The organism is Flavobacterium limi (assembly GCF_010645075.1).
GTDB classification, from domain to species: domain Bacteria; phylum Bacteroidota; class Bacteroidia; order Flavobacteriales; family Flavobacteriaceae; genus Flavobacterium; species Flavobacterium limi.
The window spans coordinates 411,640-435,788 of sequence record NZ_JAADZV010000004.1 but is presented as its reverse complement, the minus strand read 5'-3'; the positions used below and the strand labels follow the sequence as shown (position 1 = coordinate 435,788).

The following is a 24,149-nucleotide window of genomic DNA, read 5'->3' as shown; positions in this document are numbered from 1 at the left end:
ATCATACCCCAAACCTGCATGAACAAAAGATACAGCGGACAGCCCGGCCCACAGGGAAATGCTATAAGTATTATTACTATTTGTTAAATTAAGGTCAATTCTAGTTTTAAATCTAATGCTGGTTAGCCTTTTTGTGTTCGAATCTGTATTTTTGTTTTTAAATATTTATAAGCTTAACTATGAAAAAAAGTGTTGTATTGTTAATGCTGTTTGTTATTTCAAACCTAACAGCTCAACAACGTCCCAAGCTAATTGTAGGAATTGTGATTGATCAGATGAAAATGGAATATTTATATCGTTTTTCAGAGGATTTTTCTCCAAATGGATTTAAGAGACTAATGAATAATGGATATACTTTTCAAAATATGCATTACAATTATGTGCCTACTTACACAGCTCCGGGACATGCATCGATTTATACAGGAACCACACCAGCAACTCACGGGATTGTGGGGAATGAGTGGTTTAGCAGAGCCCTTGGGAAGCAAATGTATTGTACAGATGACGCTTCGGTAAAAACTGTTGGTGATGGAACTGCAGATGAAGGTGAAATGTCTCCAAAAAATCTGCAAAGTACGACCATTACTGATGAAGTTAGAATGGCGACAAATTTTCAAGGGAAAGTGATTGGAATGAGCCTTAAAGATCGAGGTGCAATTTTGCCAGCAGGACATTTTGCGAATTGGGCTTTTTGGTACAGTAAAACAGGGTCTTTTATTTCAAGCACTTTTTATGGGAATAAACTACCAGAATGGGTGTCAGAATTCAATAATGAAAAAAATTACCTGAAATACATTAATAAAGGCTGGGATTTGTATAAGCCTGCTTCAACGTATAATGAAAGTCTTCCGGACGATAATGCTTATGAAGGGAAATTATATGGCAGTTCAGCACCTGTTTTTCCATATGATTTAAAAACTATGTATGAAAAAAATGATGCTGGAATATTAAGATCTACTCCTTTTGGAAATGATTTATTAGCTGATTTTGCCAAAAAAGCCATTGAAAAGGAAGAGTTAGGAAAAGATAATATCACTGATTTCCTAACAGTGAGTTTTTCTTCTACTGATTATGTAGGGCATTTATTAGGACCACGCTCAGTGGAGCTTCAGGATACTTATTTGAGATTAGATCAGACTATAGCAGATTTTTTAACTTATCTGGATAAAACAGTAGGAAAAAATAATTATTTGCTCTTTCTGACAGCGGACCATGCTGGCGCGGAAAATGTTATTTATTTGAAAGATCGCAAATATGATGTTGATAATTATCCATCAAAAGATTTTAGAAAGAGTTTACAAGAGTTCTCCGTAAAAACATTTGGAGTAGACTTAGTGTTGAATTATTCTAATTTTAATATCTTTTTTAATAAACCAATCATTAAAGACAAAGGTTTGGACTTTGTAAAAGTAAAACAATTGTTTAAAGAATTTTTAATTACGTTGCCACAGGTTAAAAAAGTGTACACTGAAGAAGAAATTTTGGCTAATTCAGGGAACGATTATTATTTGAATTTTGTTGCAAAAGGATATGATGCAACACAGAATGGTGATATAGTTCTGATTGGTAAACCAGGTGTTATTGAATATTTGCCAACAGGTACTTCACACGGAACAGCTTATACCTATGATACTCACGTACCAGCAATTTTTTATGGATGGCATATTAAAAAAGGTGAATCCTATGATAAAAAAGCGATTACTGAAATTGCACCAACCATTGCTCAAAAAATAAAAGTTACTTTTCCTAATGGAACAGAAGCTAAAGTAATGCAGGAAGTGCTGGATGAGAAGTAATATTTTAGGTTTATAAGTTTGAACCTGTCTTTTTAGGCAAGTTTTTTTATGTAAAAAAAAATGCTTTTCAGCAACTGAAAAGCATTTTACTAGTGAGTTAGTAAGCACTATTAGTAATAACTATGCGTTTGTTAATACTACTTCTTCATTGAAAGGGAGATTCCATGCTTCGGCAACTCCTTTGTAAAGGATTTTTCCATTGGCAATATTTAATCCCTTTCTTAATTCTTCATTTTCGTTACAAGCTTTTTCCCATCCTTTGTTCGCCAATTGTACTGCGTATGGTAAAGTAGCATTGGTTAAAGCTAAAGTTGAAGTATAAGGAACAGCTCCCGGCATATTAGCCACACAATAGTGAACTATATCATCAATAATAAAAGTTGGATTTTCGTGAGTAGTAGGTGTGCAGGTTTCAATACAGCCTCCCTGATCTACAGCAACGTCAACTACAACAGTTCCCGGACGCATTAATTTAAGCATGTCTCTTGTAATTAAGTGTGGTGCTTTTGCTCCCGGAATTAAAACTGCACCAACAATTAAGTCGGCATCTTTAATTGCTTTTGTGATATTATAGTGATTAGACATTTCTGTATTCACATTTGCCGGCATAATATCATCTAATTGACGCAGACGTGGTAAGCTTAAATCCATAATAGTTACCTGTGCACCTAAACCTGCAGCCATTTTTGCTGCTTGTGTTCCAACGATTCCGCCTCCTAAAACTAATACTTTTGCAGGTGGCACACCCGGAACACCTCCTAAAAGAATTCCTCTTCCTTTTAATGGTTTTTCAAGGTATTTTGCTCCTTGTTGAATCGCCATACGACCAGCAACTTCAGACATTGGAACTAATAATGGTAAGCTTCTGTCTGTTTTTTCTACAGTTTCGTAAGCTAAACAAACAGCTCCTTTTTCTAACATTGCATGCGTCAATTCTTCAGAAGAGGCAAAGTGGAAATATGTGAACAATAATTGATCTTTTTTAATCAAAGGATATTCAGAAGCAATTGGTTCTTTTACTTTGATGATCATTTCTGCAATTGCATAAACTTCTTCAATAGTTGGTAAAACAACTGCGCCAGCTTCAGCATATTCTGCATCAGCAAAACCACTCCCTAAACCAGCTGTAGATTGAACATAAACTGTATGTCCGTGTTTTTTCATTTCAGAAACACCGGCAGGAGTTAAAGCTACACGGTTTTCATTATTTTTAATTTCTTTTGGAACACCTATTATCATTTTTGTTATATTTTATGTTTTCTATTGAGTTTATGTTACAAATTTATCAATAGAGAATATATTATTGGCAGTTAGGTTTTAAATAAGAAAATATTATTTTATTTCATATTTTTACAGTAAAATATTCTGTTTAAATTCTTTTTTGTTTCTTCAAAAAGAAAAAATGACTGATTTTAATTAAATAGACTAAACCTTTTTATTATGGCTCTGGATGAAATTGATAAGAAAATCTTACGTCTTTTACAGGAAAATGCTCATTATACGTTAAAAGACATTGCAAATAAAATAAATTTGTCATTAACACCTGTTCATGATAGAGTTAAACGTCTTGAAAAAGAAGGTGTTATAGAGAAATATGTTTCAATTTTAAATAAAAAAAAACTAGGTAATAATCTGACGGTTTATTGTCAGGTAACCTTAACAAAACAGACATATGATACCTCTGAAGGTTTTAACCAGTCAATTTTAAATATGCCTGAAGTTGTAGAATGCAATTATGTTTCAGGAAATTTTGATTATATGCTTAAGATTATCATTCCAGATATGGAAAGCTACCATCATTTTCATCAAAAGAAATTATCAGTTTTACCGGAGGTTTCCTTGATTAATACTGTATTTGTAATTTCAGAAGTAAAAAGCACAACGGTTTTGCCTATTTAGGTGCAAAAAAAGCCACCTTGAATTTAAGATGGCTTTAAAGTATTTAGTTTTGAGTTTGAAAATTTTAAAATGAAATTTTTTAAATGATAATTCGAAAGATTTCTCCGTTTTTATTGATCATTTCAATTCGGACACTTTGACCTTCATCTTTTTTATTTAGAAGTTTTGAAACAGTTTCCACATTCGTTGCTTTAATATTATCAATACTTAAAATAATATTGCCTTGTAGTTCATTTTGATACTGCATCAGATTTTCATTGGTGATGTTTTTGATTTTTACACCATAGTCAATTTTGAATTTCTTTTTGTCAACAGTATCAATGTTTTCGAGTTCTATTCCTTTAAATTCGGTACTGAAAAATTCATTTTTGCTTAATGTTACTGATGCCGTTTTAGATTTTCCTTCTCGAATATAAGTTACCTGTACTACATCATTTGGTCTTTTGGTGTTGATATAGCCTGAAAGATCAGCAAATGTAGAGATGTTTTGACTGTCTAATTTCACAATAATATCTCCTTTTGTAAGTCCTGCTTTTTGTGCTCCGGATTTTGGAGTAACTTTATTGATGTAAAAGCCCTGGGTTTCAGAAATACCTAATTCTTTAGAGGCATTGCTGTTTAATTCTCCACCTTCCACACCTAAGATACCTCTTTGAACATTTCCAAATTCCATAATGTCTTCGACAATTTTACGGGCATTGTTGGATGGAACTGCAAAAGAATATCCAACATAAGATCCTGTCATGGATGAAATCATGGTGTTAATACCAATTAATTCGCCACGTGTATTTACTAATGCTCCACCACTATTTCCAGGGTTTACGGCAGCATCAGTTTGAATGAAGGACTGGATTCCGCTGGTATCTAAATTTCTGGCTTTCGCCGAAACAATCCCGGCTGTAACAGTTGAAGTTAAGTTATAAGGATTTCCAACCGCCAAAACCCATTCTCCAACTTTTACACTGTCAGAATTTGCAAAGGCAGTGTATGGCAATTTTTCGTCTGCATCAATTTTCAATAAAGCGATATCCATTTTGGAGTCTGTTCCAATTAATTTTGCTTTATATGATTTTTTATTGTTTAATGTAATTTCAATTTCTGTTGCATCCTTGATAACGTGATTGTTGGTTACGATGTAACCGTCTTCAGAAATAATAACACCTGAACCGGTTCCAACCTGTTCCTGCTGTTGCTGTCCTCCATAGCCATAGAAAAATTCCAGCATAGGGTTACTAACTGTTCTGCGCGAAACATTTTTAACGTGAACAACAGTATGAATTGTTTTATCAGCAGCTTCAGTAAAATCTACTGCCTCAGCAGCAAGACCAACATTTCTGCCAAATGAATCAGGGGCAAGAGTAACAACAGAATTTTCTCTTCCCAATAAAGAATTGTTGCCGTCGAATAATAATTTATAGGCCCCAAGAGTAGTAGCACCACTCAATAATGATACTAAAAATAAGCTTGAAAATCTTTTCATAATTAGGATTTATGTTTAAGTTACTAACGTAAAATTAAATCAAAAATTTATTTTGAAAAACGGTTTAACGCTCTTTAACATTGATTAACATTTCATTAATTAATAGTTCGTACTTTTGTAGTTCTAACAACTAAAAAATGCAAATAGAATTTTATAAATATCAGGGTACCGGAAACGATTTTGTAATGATTGATAACCGTTCAGAATTCTTTCCAAAAGAAGATGTAAAACTTGTTGAACGCTTATGCGACAGACGTTTTGGAATTGGTGCTGATGGCCTTATTTTATTAGAAAATGATGCTGAAACCGATTTCAAAATGGTATACTATAACTCAGACGGAAACGAAAGTTCAATGTGTGGAAACGGAGGTCGCTGCCTTGTAGCTTTTGCCAATCAATTGGGTGTAATCAAGGATAAAACCACTTTTATTGCTACAGATGGTTTACATCACGCAACAGTAAATAACGATTCAATTGTTTCATTACAGATGATTGATGTTGATGAAGTTCAAAAGAAAGATTCATATACTTTTTTAAACACAGGGTCGCCTCATCATGTCCAAATTGTAGATGATTTAGAACATTATAATGTAAAAGAAAACGGAGCTGCCATTCGTTACGGAGAATTGTACGGGCAAAAAGGAAGCAACATCAACTTTGTGAAAAAAATAAATGATTCTGAATTTTCACTTCGAACTTATGAGAGAGGCGTGGAAGATGAAACTTTAGCTTGCGGAACTGGTGCAACGGCTGTTGCAATTGCCATGAATGCAACTGGACAAACTGATAAAACTTCTATTGATATAAATGTTGAAGGAGGAAAACTTGCTGTTTCTTTTGATAAATTAGGGGAACATTTTACGAACGTTTTTTTAATTGGTCCTGCAAAATTTGTTTTTAAAGGAAGTATAGAGATTTAACTTCAGGAAATTACTTCAATAATGATAACCCTAAATGGCAAAAATATTTACCTGCGTGCATTAGAACCTAATGACTTAGAGTTTGTGTATGCTATGGAAAATGACCAGAATATTTGGGAGGTCAGCAATACAAACACACCTTATAGCCGTTATTTAATCCGACAATATCTGGAAAATGCCCGGCAAGACATTTATGAAGCCAAACAATTACGATTAGCGATCTGCCAGGATGAAGATTTTCCGGCGATTGGACTGATTGATTTATTTGATTTTGATCCTAAAAATAACAGGGCAGGAGTTGGTATTGTAATTCAAAATAAGGAAAACAGAAATCAAAATATTGGTTCTGAGGCTTTAGAGTTATTAATAAAATATTCTTTTTACAATTTAAATCTGCATCAATTATATGCAAATATTAGTGTAGGAAATGTAGCAAGTATAGCTCTTTTTACTAAATTTGGCTTTGAGCAAACAGGAATAAAAAAAGATTGGATTTTGCTAAATGGACGCTATGAGGACGAGGCAATTTTTCAGTTAATTAATAAACAAATTTAAATTTTAGACTTTGAAATTAAAAAAGATTATCACCATAGTTGCCGTAGCTGTTATTTCAGTTTTAATGATTTACGGATTTATTTTAATTAGCAGAATTTTTAGTGCCAATACTAAATTTGAAGAAAAAGAACTTTACGTATATGTTCCTACAGATGCTACTTATGCAGATGTGAAAAAAATATTAGAACCCTATATTAAGAATTTCGATAATTTTGAAATGGTTGCCAATAAGCGAAGCTATCCTGAAAATGTGAAGTCAGGTCGTTTTTTACTTAAAAAAGACATGAACAATATTGATTTAGTTCGTGCAATGCGTTCCAATGTTCCGGTTAAACTGGCTTTTAATAATCAGGAACGTTTAGAGAATTTTGCAGGAAGAATAGGTTCTCAAATAGAAGCAGATAGTTTATCATTACTGAAAGCAATTAAAGATTCTACTTTCTTAAAAGAAAATGGTTTTAATGAAAAGAATGTTTTTGCCATGTTTATTCCAAATACTTATGAAGTGTATTGGAATACCTCTGCAGTGAAATTCCGTGATAAAATGATTAAGGAATATCACAATTTCTGGACTGCAGAAAGAATTGAAAAAGCCAAAAAACAAGGGTTAACACCAGTTCAGGCTACTATTTTGGCTTCTATTGTACACAAAGAATCAGTAAAAAAAGATGAAAGACCTCGTATTGCGGGAGTTTATTTAAATCGTTTACGTTTAGAAATGCCTTTACAAGCTGATCCAACAGTGATTTATGCTTTAAAATTGCGTGACAATAATTTCGATCAGGTTATTAAAAGAGTTTTTTATAATGACTTGATTATGAGATCTCCTTATAATACTTATGTAAATATCGGATTGCCTCCGGGACCAATTGCAATGCCTGATATTACTGCTGTTGAAGCTGTTTTAAATCCTGAAAAGCACGATTATATTTATTTCTGTGCGAGTACAGACCGTTTTGGATATCATGAATTTGCTTCAAGTTATGAGCAGCACACCATTAATGCAAAAAAATATTCAGACTGGATTGCCAGTCAGGGCGTAACAAGATAGTTTTGAATTTTAGAATTTCCTTATTTTTATCGATTTTATTCGTTTTGGGTCTTCAGTCTGTTGAAGCTCAGAATAAAATCGATAATTTTTTTAAGCCTTCTGATACTTTAAATGTAAAAAGGCAAAATACAGTTATCATAACTGAAGCTGCCTTGGCTTCTGCAACATTAGTTAGTTTGAATCAGATTTGGTATGCCGATTATGCCAAATCCGATTTTCATTTTATAAATGATAATGATGAATGGCTCCAAATGGATAAAGTTGGACACTTTTATTCGGCTTATCATTTAGGAAGATTTGGTGCTGAAGCCCTGAATTGGAGTGGTGCAAGTTCTAAAAATCAATTAATTTACGGCGCTGGTATTGGTTTCGCTTTTCTTACTGCTGTTGAAGTTTTAGATGGATATTCCGCAGAATGGGGTGCATCTTCAGGCGATATAATTGCCAATGCAGCCGGAACTGCTTTATATGTTTCCCAGGAATTACTTTGGAAAGAACAAAGAATTACGCCTAAATTCTCTTTCCATACTACCCAATATGCAAATCAAAATCCTGAAAAACTCGGTAGTTCACTTAATGAACAGATTTTAAAAGATTATAATGGACAGACTTATTGGCTTTCTGTAAACGTGCATTCTTTTTCTAAAGAATCAAAAATTCCGAAATGGTTAAATGTCGCTTTTGGATATGGAGCTGAGGGAATGTTATCCGGAAATAATAAAAATGAAAATCTAGTTTTTAGCCAAAATCCTGAAAATTTACGTAAGATTTATCTTTCTTTTGATGTCGATTTAGCTAAAATTAACACAAAATCGCATTTTTTGAAAACTATTTTTTCTGTTTTTAACACAATAAAAATTCCTGCTCCAACTCTTAAATATACCGCCAATAAAGGGCTCAAAGGGCATCTGATTTATTTTTAAAAACCGTAAATTGCTGATTTTCAGTATTATTTTTGTTTTATTATCTTTGCGCTGTAGAAATTTCAAAAAGGTGACAGCGTTTTGAAGAAAAACAATTTATGATAAAGAAATGGTATTATTACACTAGTTTAATCGTTATTATTACATTTTTAACTTTGGGTTTCAAACCCTTTAATCTGGAAACCAAACCTTGGTTTTATACAGAGAAAACAGATGGATCGGAATACTTATTTCCATCTCTTGACAAAGATGATTATCCATCACAAACAAAATTAAATGCACCATTCACCGGAAATCGGCTAATTGGCTTTAAAGAAGCAATTGCGTTTAAAGAATCTCAGGGAAAATACCGAAAAGTAAATTCAATTGGCTATATGGGAAAATACCAGTTTGGTTCTAAAACTCTAAGAACTGTAGGTGTTCACAGTGACAAAGATTTTTTAAAGAATCCAGCCTTACAGGAAAAAGCGTTTATTGCTTTGTTATCTAAAAACAAATGGATTTTACGCAGGGAGATTGAAAAGTATGAAGGAAAAATCATTAATGGAATTGAAATTACCGAGTCAGGAATTTTAGCAGCAGCGCATTTAGGTGGTGCAGGTTCAGTAAAAAACTTCTTTAAAAACAAAGGGAACAGGCATTTTAGAGATGCTTATGGAACGTCTTTGAGAAGTTACATGAAAGCCTTTGGCGGTTATGATCTCTCTTATATTGAGGCAGATAGTAACGCAACAATTAACGACTAAGAATTAAAAAATAAAAATCCCGATTAATTCGGGATTTTTTATTTAATCTAGTTTTTAATCTATTAATATCTCTAAGACTTTTACAGCAGCCTCGCTAATTCTTGTACCCGGTCCAAAAATTGCTATTGCCCCGGCATCGAATAAATATTGATAGTCCTGCGAAGGAATTACCCCACCAACAATAACCATAATATCTTCACGGCCATGTTTTTTTAACTCTTCGATAACTTGTGGAACTAATGTTTTATGACCTGCAGCCAATGACGAAATACCTAAAATATGAACGTCATTTTCAACAGCCTGTTTTGCGGCTTCTGCCGGAGTTTGAAATAATGGACCAATATCAACGTCAAAGCCTACATCAGCATAACCTGTTGCCACTACTTTTGCACCCCGGTCATGTCCGTCCTGTCCCATTTTGGCAATCATGATTCTCGGACGTCTTCCTTCTTGTTTTGCAAAAGCTTCAGCAAGCAGCTTCGCTTTTTCAAAATTTTCGTCGTTTTTAATTGCTGCACTATACACACCATTTACAGATTTAATTTGTGCTTTGAACCTTCCAAAAATACTTTCGAGGGCGTCACTGATTTCGCCTAAAGTTGCTCTGTTTCTTGCAGCTTCAATAGCAATTTCCAGTAAATTTCCCTTTCCGGTTTTAGCACAATAAATTAATTTTTCGAGAGATTGGTTTACTTTTTCCGTATTTCGGGTTGTTTTTATTTTTTCAAGCCTTTCAATTTGCTGCCTTCGGACAGCTTGATTGTCTATATCTAAAATATATAAAGGATCTTCTTTTTCTAACCTAAATTTATTTACGCCTACAATGATATCCTGTCCGCTGTCAATTCTTGCTTGTTTTTTTGCAGCAGCCTCTTCAATTCTAAGTTTGGGAATTCCGGTTTCAATGGCCTTCGTCATCCCGCCTAACTCTTCTACTTCTTCAATAAGGGTCCATGTTTTTTCAACCATTTCATTGGTAAGGCTTTCCACATAATAGCTTCCTGCCCATGGATCTACTGTTTTGGTAATTTTAGTTTCTTCCTGTAAAAAAATCTGAGTGTTGCGCGCAATCCTTGCAGAAAAGTCCGTTGGTAAAGCAATTGCTTCATCCAGTGCATTAGTATGTAATGATTGGGTTCCTCCAAAAGCAGCGGCTGCCGCTTCGATACAAGTTCGGGTTACATTATTAAAAGGATCCTGTTCCGTTAAACTCCAACCGCTCGTCTGACAATGTGTTCTTAAAATTAATGATTTGTCACTTTTGGGATTAAATTGTTTTACCAATTTTGCCCAAATCATCCTTCCGGCTCTCATTTTGGCAATTTCCATAAAATGGTTCATACCAATTGCCCAGAAAAATGATAATCTCGGTGCAAATTCATCAATGGTCATGCCTGTTGATAGTCCGGTTCTGATGTATTCTAAACCATCTGCGAGTGTATAAGCCAGTTCGATATGAGCCGTTGCTCCCGCTTCCTGCATGTGATATCCTGAAATTGAGATAGAATTGAATTTTGGCATTTTTTTGCTTGTGAATTCAAAAATATCGGCAATGATTTTCATCGAAGGTTTGGGCGGATAGATGTAGGTATTGCGAACCATAAACTCTTTTAAAATGTCGTTTTGTATGGTGCCGGAAAGTTTTTCAGTTGCCACTCCCTGTTCTTCCGCAGCAACGATATAAAAAGCCATAATAGGCAAAACAGCGCCATTCATGGTCATGGATACCGACATTTCATCTAATGGTATCTGATCAAAAAGTACTTTCATGTCTTCAACAGAATCAATTGCAACACCTGCTTTTCCAACATCTCCCACAACTCTTTCATGATCAGAGTCATAGCCTCGGTGTGTTGGCAAATCAAATGCGATAGATAGGCCTTTTTGACCGGCTGCTAAATTTCGTCTGTAAAAAGCATTACTTTCTTCTGCAGTTGAAAATCCTGCATATTGTCTAATAGTCCATGGTTTTTGTACATACATGGTTGCATAGGGGCCACGCAGGTTTGGTGCAAAACCTGCTCCAAAATCTAAAAAGTCTAATTCCTCAATATCTTTTTCAGAATATTTTTTTTTGATTTTAATTCCTTCTGCTGTAGTAAAGTTATCCACTATAGATTCTGAATCATGTGATTGGTCATCTGATTCTTCACTTTTAACTTCTAACTTAATATGTTTAAAGTCTTTTCTTATCATTGAAATACTCTTTTGAGCAGGTTATTAATTACTTTGAAAAAATTATTCGAGTTCTAACCTCTCTTGTTCCAGTTTTTCTGCTAATCTTTTTTCAATTATCGGTGTAATTAATGTTTTTCTGGGTTTTATTTTTACAAAAGGGAACAGTTCTAAATCATGTTTCATTTTGTCTTCCGGGTTTGGGTATTTATTCGTGCCTAATAAGACTTCTTTTTGAGCATCGAATAATTCCTGTTCTTTATTGGCGCTTTCCTGAATTTTCTTTTTGATTGTCCCATCATTCAAAAGTTTAAAAAAACCGCCATTTGCTTCAATTTCTTTAAATAAAGCAAGACTTTTTTCGGCAAGCTGAATGGTTAAGCTTTCAATATAATAACTGCCATCTGCAGGGTTGTCCACTTTGTCAAAGTAACTTTCGTGTTTTAAAATCAGTAATTGATTTCTGGCAAGACGGTCACCAAATTCATTGTCTTTATGATACAAGGAATCATAAGGCAAATTGGCAACAGCATCAGCGCCGCCTAATATTGCCGACATGCATTCTGTTGTGGTACGAAGCATGTTGACATTATAATCGTATATGGTTTTATTGCGTTTCGTTGGCGTAACCAATAAATGACACTCCAAATCAGGATTGTATTCAGAAGCAATTAAGTTGAAAAGCATTCGCAGGGCACGGATTTTTGCTATTTCAAAGAAATAATTTGTTCCTACGGATACCTGAAAAACAATTGGTTTTGTTAGTTCTGGAAAACGATTCAAATATTCGTTTGTATGTGCAAGACTGTATGCAATTTGCTGTGTTATATTGGCTCCTGCATTTTGGTATAGTCCTAAATCAACACTTAGTAAAGAAATACTTGTTGTTTTCGAAAGTTTATCAAGAGTTTCAAAGTTATTTTTGTCAGATGTCACAAACCAGTTTCCTTCTCTGGCTAAATGTCCGATTGGATCAAAATTGCAATAAAAAACAGCTCTTTTTTGAATAGAAATAGTATCCAGGGTTTTTACGAAATCGATTGAAATGAAATTCAAATTAAAGTAAACGATTCGGTTTTCTAAAGGAAGATTTTCTAATAATTTTTGAATATCGATCTTTTCGTTTTGAATGGTAAAACGTAAACTTTCTGCACCTCTTTCAAGGGTATTTATAGCTCTTTGAATCGATTTTTCAACATCGTAAACGAAGATGTTTTGGCAGATTTTAAAATCAGAAGTCTGCGTTTTTACAGGAGCGGTTTTGAAATCTTCGTCGTAATGATAAAATGGTTTTACCTGTATATCTTCAGGAGAATTCCAGATTACGGTTTTGTTGTAATCGGCGCCATCCAGTTCAAACTGAATTTTTTGTTTCCACTGTTTGGAGGAAATCGGACTAAAATCGTCGAATAGGGTAGTAGCCATTGGGTGTTTTTATAATTATTCTTTTTCCTGAATCGTATCGCCTTCAAATTTGATAATGTATATGTCTTCGCTGTCTTTTTTCATGAAGTACTTTTCGCGTGCATATTTCTCGATTTGTTCAGGATTTTTGAGTTGTTTGATTTGTTCCTGATCTTTTTTTATTTCTTCCTGATAATAGGTTTTATTGTCTTCAAGCTCATGAATCTGATTGTTTAAAAACCGGTGGTCGAAATAGGAATAATTATCTAAAAACAGCATCCATACAATAAAAAAGAGCAAAACCCAAACGTATTTATTGCTTAGGAATTTAAACCATTTTTTGTCTTTATACGGATTTTTCATTTTAGTTTTATTTTTTAGCCCGATGGAACCGGTATCCTTTTTATGGTTTTTTCTGCCATAAAAAGATAAAGGCGAGAGCGGGACACGAGCGTAGCGAACTGGCGAAACAAACAGCTCCTTATTTTTATGGAATAAATTTACAATAAAAATTATAAAATTCTTTGATTAATTACGGCACGAACTACATCAATTGCGACAGTATTGTATTTGTCGTTCGGGATTATAATGTCGGCAAAAGCTTTTGATGGTTCAATAAATTGCTCATGCATAGGTTTTAAGGTGTTTTGATAACGTGTCAAAACTTCGTCTATATCACGTCCGCGTTCTGAGATATCACGTTTTAAACGGCGAACTAATCTTTCATCAGAATCGGCATGAACGTAAATTTTAATATCAAAAAGCTCTCGTAATTCGGGATTTGTTAAAATCAGGATACCTTCAACAATCATTACTTTTCTTGGATGTGTTGTAACGGTGTCGTCAGTCCTGTTGTGCTGAATAAAAGAATATACGGGCTGATCAATTGTTTGGCCTGCTTTTAAAGCTTTAAGATGTTTTTCTAATAACTCAAAATCAATCGATCTTGGATGATCAAAATTGATAAGGGCTCTTTCATCAAATGATAAATTATGGGTTTCTTTATAGTATGAATCCTGAGAAATTACACCGACTTCGGTATCTGGTAATTCGTTCATGATTTGGTGTACTACTGTTGTTTTTCCACTTCCTGTTCCCCCTGCAATTCCAATAATAAGCATAATTTGGTGTTGTATGTTTGTTAGACAAAAATAATAATTTATGTGAATTGACTATATGCATTAATCATTTAAACCATATTGGTAATATTCGTAAATATATGCAATAGATTATTCAAACAATTTTTTACTTCATTGAATTTATATTACTTATAATTTAAAAAGATAAAAAAAATCCCGAAAGTAAAACCTTCGGGATTTGGTGCAATCAGTATAGTTTTTATAAAATATTCTGAATTTAGTAAGCACTTGTAATTATTTATTCTTCTTTGCTTTTATCATCATTTCAAGCTGGTCCCAAAGTTCTTCAGGAATTGCTTCTAATAAGTTGAATTGTCCTGCACCTTTCAGCCATTCGCCTCCATCAATTGTAATAACATCTCCGTTTATATAAGCTGAAAAGTCAGATACCAGATATGCTGCCAGATTTGCCAGTTCCTGATGGTCGCCAACACGTTTTAAAGGTACTTTTTTGGCCATGTCAAATTTCTCTGCCAAATCACCCGGTAATAATCTGTCCCAGGCGCCTTTAGTAGGGAAAGGTCCCGGAGCAATCGCATTAGAACGGATTCCGTATTTTGCCCATTCTACAGCCAGACTTCTGGTCATGGCCAAAACTCCTGCTTTTGCTGTAGCACTTGGAACAACATAAGCGGATCCTGTCCAGGCATAAGTTGTAACAATATTTAAAATCGTTGCAGATTGTTTGGTGTCGATCCAGTGTTTTCCAAAAGCCAGTGTACAGTTTTTTGTGCCTTTTAATACAATATCGATAACTGTGTCAAATGCATTGGCAGACAAACGCTCTGTTGGGGAAATAAAATTTCCGGCTGCGTTATTTAAAAGAACATCTACTTTTCCAAAAGCTTTTAGAACTTCCTGAAGCATGTTTTCAACTTCTTCATAATGACGGACATCACATTGAAGAGGCAGGCACTTTCCTCCAGTTTCGGTTTCAAGCTCATTTGCTGTTGTTTTTAGCTTTTCTAAATCTCTTGAAGTAATCGCTACCTGAGCTCCCAATTCTAAAAAATATTTGGTCATTGCTTTGCCTAAACCACTTCCGCCGCCTGTAACTACAATGACTTTACCTTTTAAAGCATCGTCTCTTAACATTTTATCTGTATAGCTCATACTTTTTTATTTTACAAAATTAATTAATTTAAATAGGATGCATGCATAATATTGTTATAAATTTTTAAAAAACTTTATATTAAGCATATTTTTTTTGCTGCTGATTCGAGTGTGAAGTTGTCTTTGGCGAAACAAAAACGTATTAATTTATGGTCTCTATGATCCGAATAGAATGTTGAGATTGGAATTGCGGCAACACCATGATCTGTGATGAGTTTTTTGCAAAAGGTAACATCATCGGCGTTTGAAATTGAAGCATAGGAAGCAACCTGAAAATAAGTTCCTTCACAGGGTTTTAACTCAAATCGGCTGTTTTGAAGCAGTTGTTGAAAATAATCCCGTTTTTTTTGATAGAATTTCCCAAGTAAATTTACATCAACTACATCCAGATATTCGCTTATGGCAACTTGTGAAATACTGTTAACGCTAAAAACCAAAAACTGATGGACTTTTTTGATTTCTTTCATCAGATATTCAGGAGCAATGGTATATCCAATTTTCCATCCGGTAATATGAAATGATTTTCCGAAAGAAGAAACCATTATACAACGGTCTAAAAGGAAACTTTTGGTATGTGCTGAAATATGTTTTTCTTCGAAAGTAATGTATTCATAAACTTCATCAGATAAAACAATAATATCGGGATATTTTTCAAGAAGATTTTTTAGCTGTACAAAATCTGATTCTGTCAGGATTTTTCCCGTTGGATTATGCGGATTGTTGATAATCATCATCCTGCTTTTTGCAGAACAGGCTTTTTCTATCGTTTCCCAATTTGGCGTATAGTCGTCATTTAATGCTACGCGGACTGGCTTAGCTTTGCAAAGTAAAACAGGAGATTCATAAGAGTCGTAGCTTGGATCCAGAATAATGACTTCATCTTTTTCTTTTACTAAAGCTAAAATGGTTGTAAAAATTCCCTGAGTTGCACCAGTTGTAACCAGAAGTTCTGTGTCTGGATTTATAATTCTGTTATAAGAATTCAGAACTAATTTCGCAATCTTATTCATTAATGGAGGGTAACCTGCCATTGGTGTGTATTGATGAACGTTTTCTTTCGCTAATCTAGTAACAATATCAGTTAGTCTTTCATCGACTGGGAAATTTGGAAATCCCTGCGAAAGATTTATAGCATTGTACTCGGCTGCCATTTTTGACATTACCGTGAAAATGCTTGTAGTTACATTTGGGAGTTTACTCATAAGATTAGATTAATGAAGTCGATAATAGTTGGTCTACATTTGCACAGGAAAAACAAGTGAGTATATGGTTCTGACTTTTTTACCTTTTAGTTTTCCAGGTTTCCATTTAGGAGACAATTTTAAAACTCTTATCAGTTCTTCTCTAGTCCCGTGTCCAATATCATGGAGAACTTTTATATCATTTAATGAGCCATCTCTCTCTATAATAAAAGTAGCAAATAGCTTTCCTTGAATAGTTGGTCTTTTGTTTGATTTTTTATAATTATCATCTAAAAAGTGATTAAATTTAACTCTGCCACCGGGGAATTCGGGTTTAATATCTATGTCAATAAGATTGAAAATTGCATTTTCATCATTAGATACAACTATATTTTGAGCTTTAGGAGTTTTACAAACTATTCTGGTTTTTTTCTGAGAAAATATATTTTGTGTAAAACAAACCAAAAATAAAATTAGAATCTTTTTCATAATGATGATTCTTGAGTTAATTTACATTTTATGAATAATAAAAATAGTCGGTCTATTATGTAAATCAACTTTTAATTTTTTCCAGTCAGCAACTTTCATTGTTTTGATAAATTCTGTTGGTAACGTAATGTCTGCTGCAATACAAAGATGCGTTGAAGGACTTAAAATCTGCAAAAGATCTTCAATTAATTTATTGTTTCTATAAGGCGTTTCTATAAATAACTGTGATTGATTTTTGTCATAAGATAATTTCTCAAAATGACGAATCGCTGATTTTTTTTCATCTTTGTCAATTGGCAGATAACCATTGAAAGTAAAACTCTGTCCGTTCATTCCAGACGCCATCATGGCTAACAGGATAGAAGAAGGACCAACCAAAGGCACAACCTGAATCCCTTTTTCATGAGCTAATTTTACAATAACTGCTCCGGGATCTGCAACTCCGGGACAGCCAGCTTCACTCATTAAGCCCATATTTTTTCCTTCTAACAAAGGTTTTATAAAGTGTAAGTGTTCGCTTGTTTCAGTACGCTTGTTAAGCGTAAAAAGAACTAATTCGGATTGTTTTTTTTCGGGATAAACTGCTTTTATGGATTTTCTGGCGGTTTTGTCATTTTCAACAATATAGTAATCTATTAGTTCGATAGTTCTTTTTACTGTTTGCGGTAAAACATCCATCGGATCACTTTCGCCCATAGTTGTTGGAATTAAATATAATTTTCCCAGCAGTTTCATATCTTTAATAGATTATAAAATGAAAAACTTTTTCAATTAGATAATTATAAATAATTGAAAAATTAAGTTAAGAATGTTTTTCGATAAGTTTTTTTGCAATTATTTCGGCAACTTCATCCAGCATTTGATAAACGTTGTCAAATCCGTTAACGGCTCCGTAGTATGGATCTGGAACGTCTACATTTTCATCCGGAAATAATTCATTTAGAATAAGGCTAACCTTGTTTTTATGTTCAGGTGTTTTGGCGAGGTGAAGGATGTCACGGTAATTTGAATTATCCATTACATAGATATAATCAAATTCGTCAAAATCTGTAGTTTTGAATTGTCTTCCTTTTTGCTGGTCAATACATAAGCCGTTTTTTTGAGCAACAGCAATGGATCGCTTATCGGGTGAATGGCCTACGTGCCACGAACCGGTTCCTGCTGAATCAACTATAAAATTTTCTTTTGGTAATTTGGATGCTAAAATGCCTTCAGCTAAAGGTGATCTGCAAATGTTTCCCAAACAAACCATTAAAATTTTTACTGGCATGATGCGCGTTTATAGCGTTAATTTTTTGTTGATATCTTCGACAAATTTTTTGAATTGTTTGTCTGTAGAGACTAAGTTGTCAACTGTTTTACAAGCGTGTAATACGGTAGCATGATCGCGATCTCCAATTTGAGAGCCAATGTTTGCCAATGAAGCTTTTGTGAATTTCTTTGCAAAAAACATAGCCAATTGTCTCGCCTGAACCACGTGTCTTTTTCTTGTTTTTGATTGAAGGGTTTCAATATCCAACTGAAAATAATCAGATACGATTTTTTGAATATAATCAATAGAGATTTCTCTCTTTACATTTTTAACAAATTTCTCTACAACGCTTTTAGCTAACTCAATTGTTACTTCTTTTTTGTTGAAAGAAGATTGTGCAATTAATGAAATAATTGCGCCTTCAAGTTCTCTGACATTGGTTTTGATGTTACGGGCAACATATTCAAGAATGTCTTCCGGCATATCAACACCATCACGGTAAAGAATATTTTTTAAAATTGAAATACGGGTTTCGTAATCCGGCTGATGCAATTCAGCAGATAATCCCCATTTGAAACGGGACAATAAACGCTGCTCGATATCCTGCATGTCAACAGGAGCTTTGTCAGATGTTAAAATTACCTGTTTTCCGTTTTGGTGCAGATAATTGAAGATATGGAAAAATACATCCTGAGTACCTGATTTTCCTGATAAAAACTGAACGTCATCAATAATTAAGACGTCAATTAACTGGTAAAAATGAATAAAATCATTGCGATTATTCTTTTTTACCGAATCAATATACTGCTGCGTGAAAATTTCTGCTGAAATATATAAAACGGTCTTTTCCGGATATTTATCTTTTACTTCAACACCAATAGCATGTGCCAAGTGTGTTTTGCCTAGACCAACTCCTCCGAAAATTAGCAATGGATTGAATGAAGTTCCTCCCGGTTTGTTGGCAACGGCCATACCTGCCGAACGGGCTAAACGGTTTGAATCTCCTTCTAAGAAATTGTCAAAACTGTAATTTGCATTTAATTGAGATTCTATTTTTAAATTTCTGATTCCGGGAATTACAAAAGGATTTTTAAGTTCCGGATTTAAGTTTTTAAAAGGAGCATCAACCTCTTGTGGTTTCATTGGCACTCTATTGGCACTTGGCAGCTGTTCGGTAAACGGCTGTTTATTACCATAAGTGTTTTCCATTTTAATTTTATAGAGTAACTTTGCATTTTTTCCCAGTTCTTTGGTAAGTGCAACTTTCAATAATTTGACGTAATGCTCTTCGAGCCATTCGTAGAAAAATTTACTTGGAACCTGAATGTATAACGCGTTGTCGGTCAGCTCAACTGATTTGATTGGTTCAAACCAGGTTTTGTAGGCCTGATCTTGAATATTGTCTTTTATAAAGGACAAACAGTTTTCCCATACCGATTGAGCAGTTTTAGTCATAAATTCAGATAAATTTTTTTTATTATTGATAAAGATTCTCCTAATAAAAGGGTGTAATTTTATTCCGTATTTCGGGATAACAAATATGTGAACAAATTTCTGTAAAAAAAAATATTTTGATCTCTAATTTTATAAAATAATGTTGTAAGGAGGCTTTTGGAAATTAATTTTTTTTAATATATAAATAATGAAAAATCATCAAACCCAGGTACGTGTTCGTTACTCTGAAACTGATCAAATGGGAGTCGTGTATCATGGAAATTACGTGCCGTATTTTGAGATAGGACGCGTGGAATGGCTTAGAAATAAAGGGATTTCGTATAAAAGTATGGAAGAAAGCGGAATCGGATTGCCCATTGTTTCGATGCAGATAAATTATAAAAAATCGGCACGCTATGATGAGCTTTTGACAATTCATACGACTTTCAAAAGTCAGTCTTCTGTCAAGATTGAATTTGACTGCGAAATCTATAATGAAGCAAATGAGTTATTAACAACGGCAGTGTTTATTTTGGTATTTATTTCGTTAAAAACAGGTCGGCCGACTGCTCCTCCGGATTATATTTTGGAATTATTTAAAACGCTTGAATAATTGTTAAAATGAAATGTCTTTTTATGGTAATTTAGATAATTTTAATATTGATTTCAAACATTAAATCAAAAGTGCTGAATATAGATTCAGCATTTTTTTTTCGGGTTTTGGTCATTATTTTACCAATTGGCAGACCGGAATCTTCATCAATTTCCATTTCCTGAGAAGTTATTTCGAGCTTTTTCTCTTTGATTACCCGCATTACCCTGTTCATGTTTTTATAATCAAAAGATATTAAAAAATTGACATCAATTGTTTTTTCGATAATTTCACAAATCTCAAGTGCCATTTGTGCGGTAGTTTTGTAAGCAGCAATTAATCCGCCCACTCCCAATTTTATTCCCCCAAAAAATCTAACAACGACTACTAATACGTTGGTTAAACCAAAAGACTGGATTTGTCCATAAATTGGAGTTCCTGCAGTATTTCCTGGTTCTCCGTCATCATTTGCCCGATAAGAAATTTTTGGAGCGGTGCCAATCTGGTAGGCATAACAATAATGCACAGCGTTCGGGTGCTGCTTTTTTAAGCTTTCAATAATAGGTTTTACTTCGTCTTCATTCTGTATCGGAAAAGCATAGCCGAAAAATTTGCTTCCTTTTTCCTTAAAAAGTACTTCTTCGGATTCAAAGGCAATAGTTTGGTAAGTGTCGTTATATTCCAAAAGTAAATTCTAAAATTAAAACTATTAAGTATAAGTTCACGCAGATTTAAATAGATTTTAGCTGATTTGTGCAGATTAAAATTAAATCTGCCTGGAATCATCTAAATCTTAAAAAAAAGATTTTATAGCTATAATATTTTTTTCTCAAATAAATCCACAACATCTTCCTTGCCAACTTGTAAATTCCATACATGAAGCCCTAAAGCTGCAGCTGCATCGGTATTTTCCTTTTTGTCATCAACAAACAAAGTTCTTTTTGGCGATAATTCGTGTTTGTTGATAATATATTGATAGGCTTCCGGATTTGGTTTTCGTTTTCCAATTTCAAATGAAAAATATACCTTTTCAAAACATTGGTAAAAATCACTGTAAAATGTGACTCCGCTTTTGTTTTCAAATGTTTCAATATGAATAGAATCGGTATTGCTCAATAAAAATAAACGGTATTTTTTAGAAAGTAATTGCAGGAACTCTAATCGGTATAATGGGAAATCTGCAAGCACAGCGTTCCAGGCTTTCAGAATTTCTTCAATTGAAGCATTAGGAAGCTGTTCCTGAAAACCTGCCAAAAAATCATCATGCGAAATATCGCCCGTTTCAAACAATAGATTCAATCGGTCAAATTCTGAATTCCATTCGGTCATGCCTAATTTCTTCAGTCCGGAAATAGTAGCTTCTTTATCTAAATTGATGAAAATATCTCCAAAGTCAAAAATTATTGTATCAATCATGATTTATAACATATATTAATTCGTCGTTCTGGATGTAGGTTTTTGTTATGTTTTTCTTTGAAAGAACTGGAGCTTTTGTGCCTTTTTGAAAAGAACTTTTTCCAGTAAAAATGCGCGCTTCATCCCAAATATTTTCATCTATAAAAGACTGTAAAGTTTGTAAACCGCCTTCAATGATGATTGATTGAATCTGATTTTCAAATAAAACAGCCAAAATCTGCGGAATTATATTTTGTTTGAAATCAATTACTTCAAAGGTAGTGTTTTCTGTTGGAAAGCTTATTTCAGATTTCGTAAATAGGATAGTTTTAACGCTGTCGTCAAAAACAAAACTGTCTTTTGAAATACGATTATTTTGATCTAAAACAACTCTTACCGGATTATTTGCAGACCAATCCCTAACATTTAATTTTGGATTATCATCAATAACAGTTTGTGTGCCTACTAAAATAGCCTGTTCTTCACTTCTCCATTTATGAACCAATTGTCTTGAATATTGGCTGGTAATCCAAACAGGTTTGCGTTCCTGATTGATTTCTTTTTCAGGAGCTAAAAAACCGTCCTGACTTTCAGCCCACTTTAATATAATATAAGGCCGCTTTTTGTTGTGAAAAGTAAAAAATCGCTTGTTGAGTTCGTAGCATTCATTTTCTAAAACACCAACAATTACATTAGAACCGGACTCGATTATTTTTTTGATTCCCTTTCCGGCAACTTTTTCGTTTGGATCAACAGTCCCTATTACAACATTCGGTATTTTATGTTCGATAATTAAATCACTGCAGGGCGGCGTTTTTCCAAAATGGCTGCAAGGTTCTAAACTCACATAAATAGTAGCGTTTTTTAATAGCGATTTGTCTTTTACAGAACGAATCGCATTGACTTCAGCGTGAGGTTGTCCGGCTTTTTTATGCCAGCCTTCGCCAATAATTTTATTCTCGTAAACAATTACACTTCCTACCATGGGATTTGGATAAGTGGTTCCAAAGCCATTTTGGGCCAGTTCAATGCAGCGTTTTATGTATTTCTCATGTATATTCACAGTACAAAAGTAGTCATTTTTGAGTTTAAGCATAATGTTAACAGGAGAGTTGTGAAACAATACGAAAAGTATGTTTATTTTTGTGAAGACAGAATGAATTTTGAAAATGAAAAATTGGATTATCAGAGAAATTAAAAAAGAAGACAATCAGGCAGTTGCCCAATTAATAAGATCGGTTTTTGATGAAATGGAAATTCCCAAAACAGGAACAGCTTATGAAGATTCGTATTTGGATTTGATGTTTGAAGAATATAATAAGCCTCAGGCCATTTATTTTGTTGTTGAAAGTGAAGGTGAGATTACAGGGTGTTGTGGAATCGCACCTTTGGAGACTGGCGGTCCGAAGATTTGCGAATTACAAAAAATGTATTTTTTGCCCAAAACCCGCGGATTGGGAATTGGAAGCAAAATGATAGCAAAATGTTTAGAGCATGCTAAAAACTTTGGTTTCGAAAAATGTTATTTAGAAACAATGCCTTTTATGCATGCTGCCCAAAAATTATATAGGAAGTCAGGATTTGAGTATTTAGATGCTCCGTTAGGATGTACCGGTCATAATTCCTGCCCTGTCTGGATGTTGAAAGAATTGTAAAATCACATTGTGATAATTTATTTAGCAATACTTACAAAATGCAATTGAATATTGCTAAAAATGCTCAAAAACCAAAATGAAAATCAAACAATACAGAACTCAATTTATAAAGGAACTCTCTTCATTGTATGATGCATACGAAGCAGAAAGTTTTTTTTATTTGATATTAGAAAATAAACATAATCTCAGGCAGATAGATTTGGCACTGAACCATGAATTGGCTTTTTCAGATGCTGATTTAGCAATTTGGGATGCTTTTTTAAATGAATTGAAGAAAGAAATTCCGATTCAGTATTTACTGGGAAAAACAAGTTTTTACGGTTTAGATTTTGAAGTAGACGAAAACGTTTTGATTCCGAGACCAGAAACCGAAGAGTTGGTTGAATGGATTATTAATGAAAATAAGATTACTGATAAAACTAAAAAGTTAAAAATTCTGGATATAGGAACCGGAAGCGGCTGTATTGCAATTTCACTGGCGAAAAATCTCTCAAATGCAGAAGTTTATGCTATGGATGTTTCGAAGAAAGCTATTGAAACGGCAAAAAGAAATGCGAGAAATAATAATGTAAAAATAACTTTTATACTTAAGAGTGTTTTAGACTTAGAAATCCTGAAATCTAATTTTGATATTATTGTTTCAAATCCGCCCTATGTCCGCCATTTAGAGAAGCAGGAAATCAAAAAGAATGTCCTGGATTACGAACCACATCTGGCACTTTTTGTGGATGATAATGATGCATTGATTTTTTATAGGAAAATTGCTGAATTAGCTCAAAAAAATCTCTTAGAAAAAGGACAATTGTACTTTGAAATCAATCAGTATTTGGGAAAGGAAATGACTGAATTACTGGAAAAAATGGATTTTAGAAATATTGAATTACGAAAAGATATTTATGATAATGATCGTATGATGAAGGGGATGAAAAGAGATTTGTAACATAAATTTC

Annotated in this window: 25 protein-coding genes; 10 read left to right on the top strand and 15 right to left on the bottom strand. The window is 33.7% G+C overall.

Annotated elements, in window-relative coordinates:
- Positions 1-179: 179 nt before the first annotated feature.
- Positions 180-1,796, top strand: coding sequence for an alkaline phosphatase PafA (gene pafA / locus GXM16_RS11385; protein WP_163394549.1), 1,617 nt, complete (start codon positions 180-182; stop codon positions 1,794-1,796).
- 120 nt (positions 1,797-1,916) lie between these two features.
- Here the strand turns inward: pafA and ald are convergent, their stop codons facing one another.
- The gene (gene ald / locus GXM16_RS11380; protein WP_163394547.1) at positions 1,917-3,035 is read right to left on the bottom strand and encodes an alanine dehydrogenase; all 1,119 of its coding nucleotides are present in this window, start codon (positions 3,033-3,035) and stop codon (positions 1,917-1,919) included.
- Positions 3,036-3,236: 201 nt separating this feature from the next.
- Here ald and GXM16_RS11375 point away from each other — a divergent pair, with 201 nt between their 5' ends.
- The gene (locus tag GXM16_RS11375) at positions 3,237-3,695 is read left to right on the top strand and encodes an Lrp/AsnC family transcriptional regulator (RefSeq protein ID WP_163394545.1); all 459 of its coding nucleotides are present in this window, start codon (positions 3,237-3,239) and stop codon (positions 3,693-3,695) included.
- A 79-nt stretch (positions 3,696-3,774) separates the two neighbouring features.
- Here GXM16_RS11375 and GXM16_RS11370 read toward each other — a convergent pair whose 3' ends face one another.
- Positions 3,775-5,175: a trypsin-like peptidase domain-containing protein gene (locus GXM16_RS11370; RefSeq protein WP_163394543.1), complete on the bottom strand. Its 1,401-nt coding sequence runs from the start codon at positions 5,173-5,175 to the stop codon at positions 3,775-3,777.
- A gap of 137 nt (positions 5,176-5,312) precedes the next feature.
- Here GXM16_RS11370 and dapF point away from each other — a divergent pair, with 137 nt between their 5' ends.
- From dapF to GXM16_RS11345, 5 genes are all read left to right on the top strand, one after another.
- On the top strand, positions 5,313-6,095 hold the full coding sequence (dapF, locus tag GXM16_RS11365; RefSeq protein ID WP_163394541.1) for a diaminopimelate epimerase: 783 nt from the start codon (positions 5,313-5,315) through the stop codon (positions 6,093-6,095).
- Positions 6,096-6,116: 21 nt separating this feature from the next.
- Complete coding sequence (locus GXM16_RS11360) at positions 6,117-6,650, top strand: GNAT family N-acetyltransferase (RefSeq protein WP_163394540.1); 534 nt, start codon at positions 6,117-6,119, stop codon at positions 6,648-6,650.
- Between the two features lie 10 nt (positions 6,651-6,660).
- On the top strand, positions 6,661-7,701 hold the full coding sequence (mltG, locus tag GXM16_RS11355) for an endolytic transglycosylase MltG (protein ID WP_163394538.1): 1,041 nt from the start codon (positions 6,661-6,663) through the stop codon (positions 7,699-7,701).
- A gap of 2 nt (positions 7,702-7,703) precedes the next feature.
- Positions 7,704-8,624 (top strand): DUF2279 domain-containing protein, encoded by a 921-nt coding sequence (locus GXM16_RS11350; RefSeq protein ID WP_163394535.1) that lies wholly within the window; start codon positions 7,704-7,706, stop codon positions 8,622-8,624.
- Positions 8,625-8,722: 98 nt separating this feature from the next.
- Positions 8,723-9,370: a peptidoglycan-binding protein LysM gene (locus GXM16_RS11345; RefSeq protein WP_163394534.1), complete on the top strand. Its 648-nt coding sequence runs from the start codon at positions 8,723-8,725 to the stop codon at positions 9,368-9,370.
- A 54-nt stretch (positions 9,371-9,424) separates the two neighbouring features.
- On the opposite strand, the gene scpA is transcribed toward GXM16_RS11345, so the two are convergent.
- The 10 genes from scpA to dnaA form a co-directional block, all read right to left on the bottom strand.
- Positions 9,425-11,566 carry a methylmalonyl-CoA mutase gene (gene scpA, locus GXM16_RS11340; protein ID WP_163394533.1) on the bottom strand — a complete coding sequence of 714 codons (2,142 nt, stop codon included), beginning with the start codon at positions 11,564-11,566 and terminating at the stop codon, positions 9,425-9,427.
- 42 nt (positions 11,567-11,608) lie between these two features.
- A complete protein-coding gene (locus GXM16_RS11335; protein WP_163394531.1) occupies positions 11,609-12,970 on the bottom strand; it encodes a methylmalonyl-CoA mutase subunit beta in 1,362 nt (453 codons plus the stop codon).
- A gap of 15 nt (positions 12,971-12,985) precedes the next feature.
- Positions 12,986-13,312 (bottom strand): FtsB family cell division protein, encoded by a 327-nt coding sequence (locus GXM16_RS11330; protein ID WP_163394529.1) that lies wholly within the window; start codon positions 13,310-13,312, stop codon positions 12,986-12,988.
- Positions 13,313-13,461: 149 nt separating this feature from the next.
- Positions 13,462-14,070: a uridine kinase gene (gene udk, locus GXM16_RS11325; RefSeq protein WP_163394527.1), complete on the bottom strand. Its 609-nt coding sequence runs from the start codon at positions 14,068-14,070 to the stop codon at positions 13,462-13,464.
- 252 nt (positions 14,071-14,322) lie between these two features.
- Positions 14,323-15,201, bottom strand: coding sequence for an SDR family oxidoreductase (locus GXM16_RS11320; RefSeq protein WP_163394525.1), 879 nt, complete (start codon positions 15,199-15,201; stop codon positions 14,323-14,325).
- Positions 15,202-15,275: 74 nt separating this feature from the next.
- Positions 15,276-16,403: a methionine aminotransferase gene (locus GXM16_RS11315; RefSeq protein ID WP_163394523.1), complete on the bottom strand. Its 1,128-nt coding sequence runs from the start codon at positions 16,401-16,403 to the stop codon at positions 15,276-15,278.
- A gap of 33 nt (positions 16,404-16,436) precedes the next feature.
- A complete protein-coding gene (locus GXM16_RS11310) occupies positions 16,437-16,871 on the bottom strand; it encodes an energy transducer TonB (protein WP_163394521.1) in 435 nt (144 codons plus the stop codon).
- Between the two features lie 21 nt (positions 16,872-16,892).
- Positions 16,893-17,606 carry an SAM-dependent methyltransferase gene (locus tag GXM16_RS11305; RefSeq protein WP_163394519.1) on the bottom strand — a complete coding sequence of 238 codons (714 nt, stop codon included), beginning with the start codon at positions 17,604-17,606 and terminating at the stop codon, positions 16,893-16,895.
- Positions 17,607-17,673: 67 nt separating this feature from the next.
- The gene (locus GXM16_RS11300) at positions 17,674-18,141 is read right to left on the bottom strand and encodes a low molecular weight protein-tyrosine-phosphatase (protein WP_163394517.1); all 468 of its coding nucleotides are present in this window, start codon (positions 18,139-18,141) and stop codon (positions 17,674-17,676) included.
- Positions 18,142-18,150: 9 nt separating this feature from the next.
- Positions 18,151-19,578, bottom strand: coding sequence for a chromosomal replication initiator protein DnaA (gene dnaA / locus GXM16_RS11295; RefSeq protein ID WP_163394515.1), 1,428 nt, complete (start codon positions 19,576-19,578; stop codon positions 18,151-18,153).
- A 187-nt stretch (positions 19,579-19,765) separates the two neighbouring features.
- On the opposite strand from dnaA, the gene GXM16_RS11290 reads away from it, so the two are divergent.
- Complete coding sequence (locus GXM16_RS11290) at positions 19,766-20,170, top strand: acyl-CoA thioesterase (protein WP_163394513.1); 405 nt, start codon at positions 19,766-19,768, stop codon at positions 20,168-20,170.
- Between the two features lie 31 nt (positions 20,171-20,201).
- Here the strand turns inward: GXM16_RS11290 and GXM16_RS11285 are convergent, their stop codons facing one another.
- The 3 genes from GXM16_RS11285 to ribD all read right to left on the bottom strand — a co-directional run bounded on the left by GXM16_RS11285 (position 20,202) and on the right by ribD (position 22,607).
- Positions 20,202-20,834: an IMPACT family protein gene (locus tag GXM16_RS11285; RefSeq protein ID WP_163394511.1), complete on the bottom strand. Its 633-nt coding sequence runs from the start codon at positions 20,832-20,834 to the stop codon at positions 20,202-20,204.
- Positions 20,835-20,962: 128 nt separating this feature from the next.
- Positions 20,963-21,565, bottom strand: a complete 603-nt coding sequence (locus GXM16_RS11280) for an HAD family hydrolase (protein WP_163394510.1) — start codon at positions 21,563-21,565, stop codon at positions 20,963-20,965.
- A complete protein-coding gene (ribD, locus tag GXM16_RS11275; protein WP_163394565.1) occupies positions 21,558-22,607 on the bottom strand; it encodes a bifunctional diaminohydroxyphosphoribosylaminopyrimidine deaminase/5-amino-6-(5-phosphoribosylamino)uracil reductase RibD in 1,050 nt (349 codons plus the stop codon). Before ribD ends, GXM16_RS11280 begins: the two co-directional genes overlap by 8 nt.
- A gap of 106 nt (positions 22,608-22,713) precedes the next feature.
- Here ribD and GXM16_RS11270 point away from each other — a divergent pair, with 106 nt between their 5' ends.
- Both GXM16_RS11270 and prmC read left to right on the top strand, forming a co-directional pair.
- Positions 22,714-23,199, top strand: coding sequence for a GNAT family N-acetyltransferase (locus GXM16_RS11270; protein WP_163394508.1), 486 nt, complete (start codon positions 22,714-22,716; stop codon positions 23,197-23,199).
- Positions 23,200-23,275: 76 nt separating this feature from the next.
- Entirely contained in the window at positions 23,276-24,139 is an 864-nt protein-coding gene (gene prmC / locus GXM16_RS11265; protein WP_163394505.1) for a peptide chain release factor N(5)-glutamine methyltransferase, read from the top strand.
- Positions 24,140-24,149 lie beyond the last annotated feature (10 nt).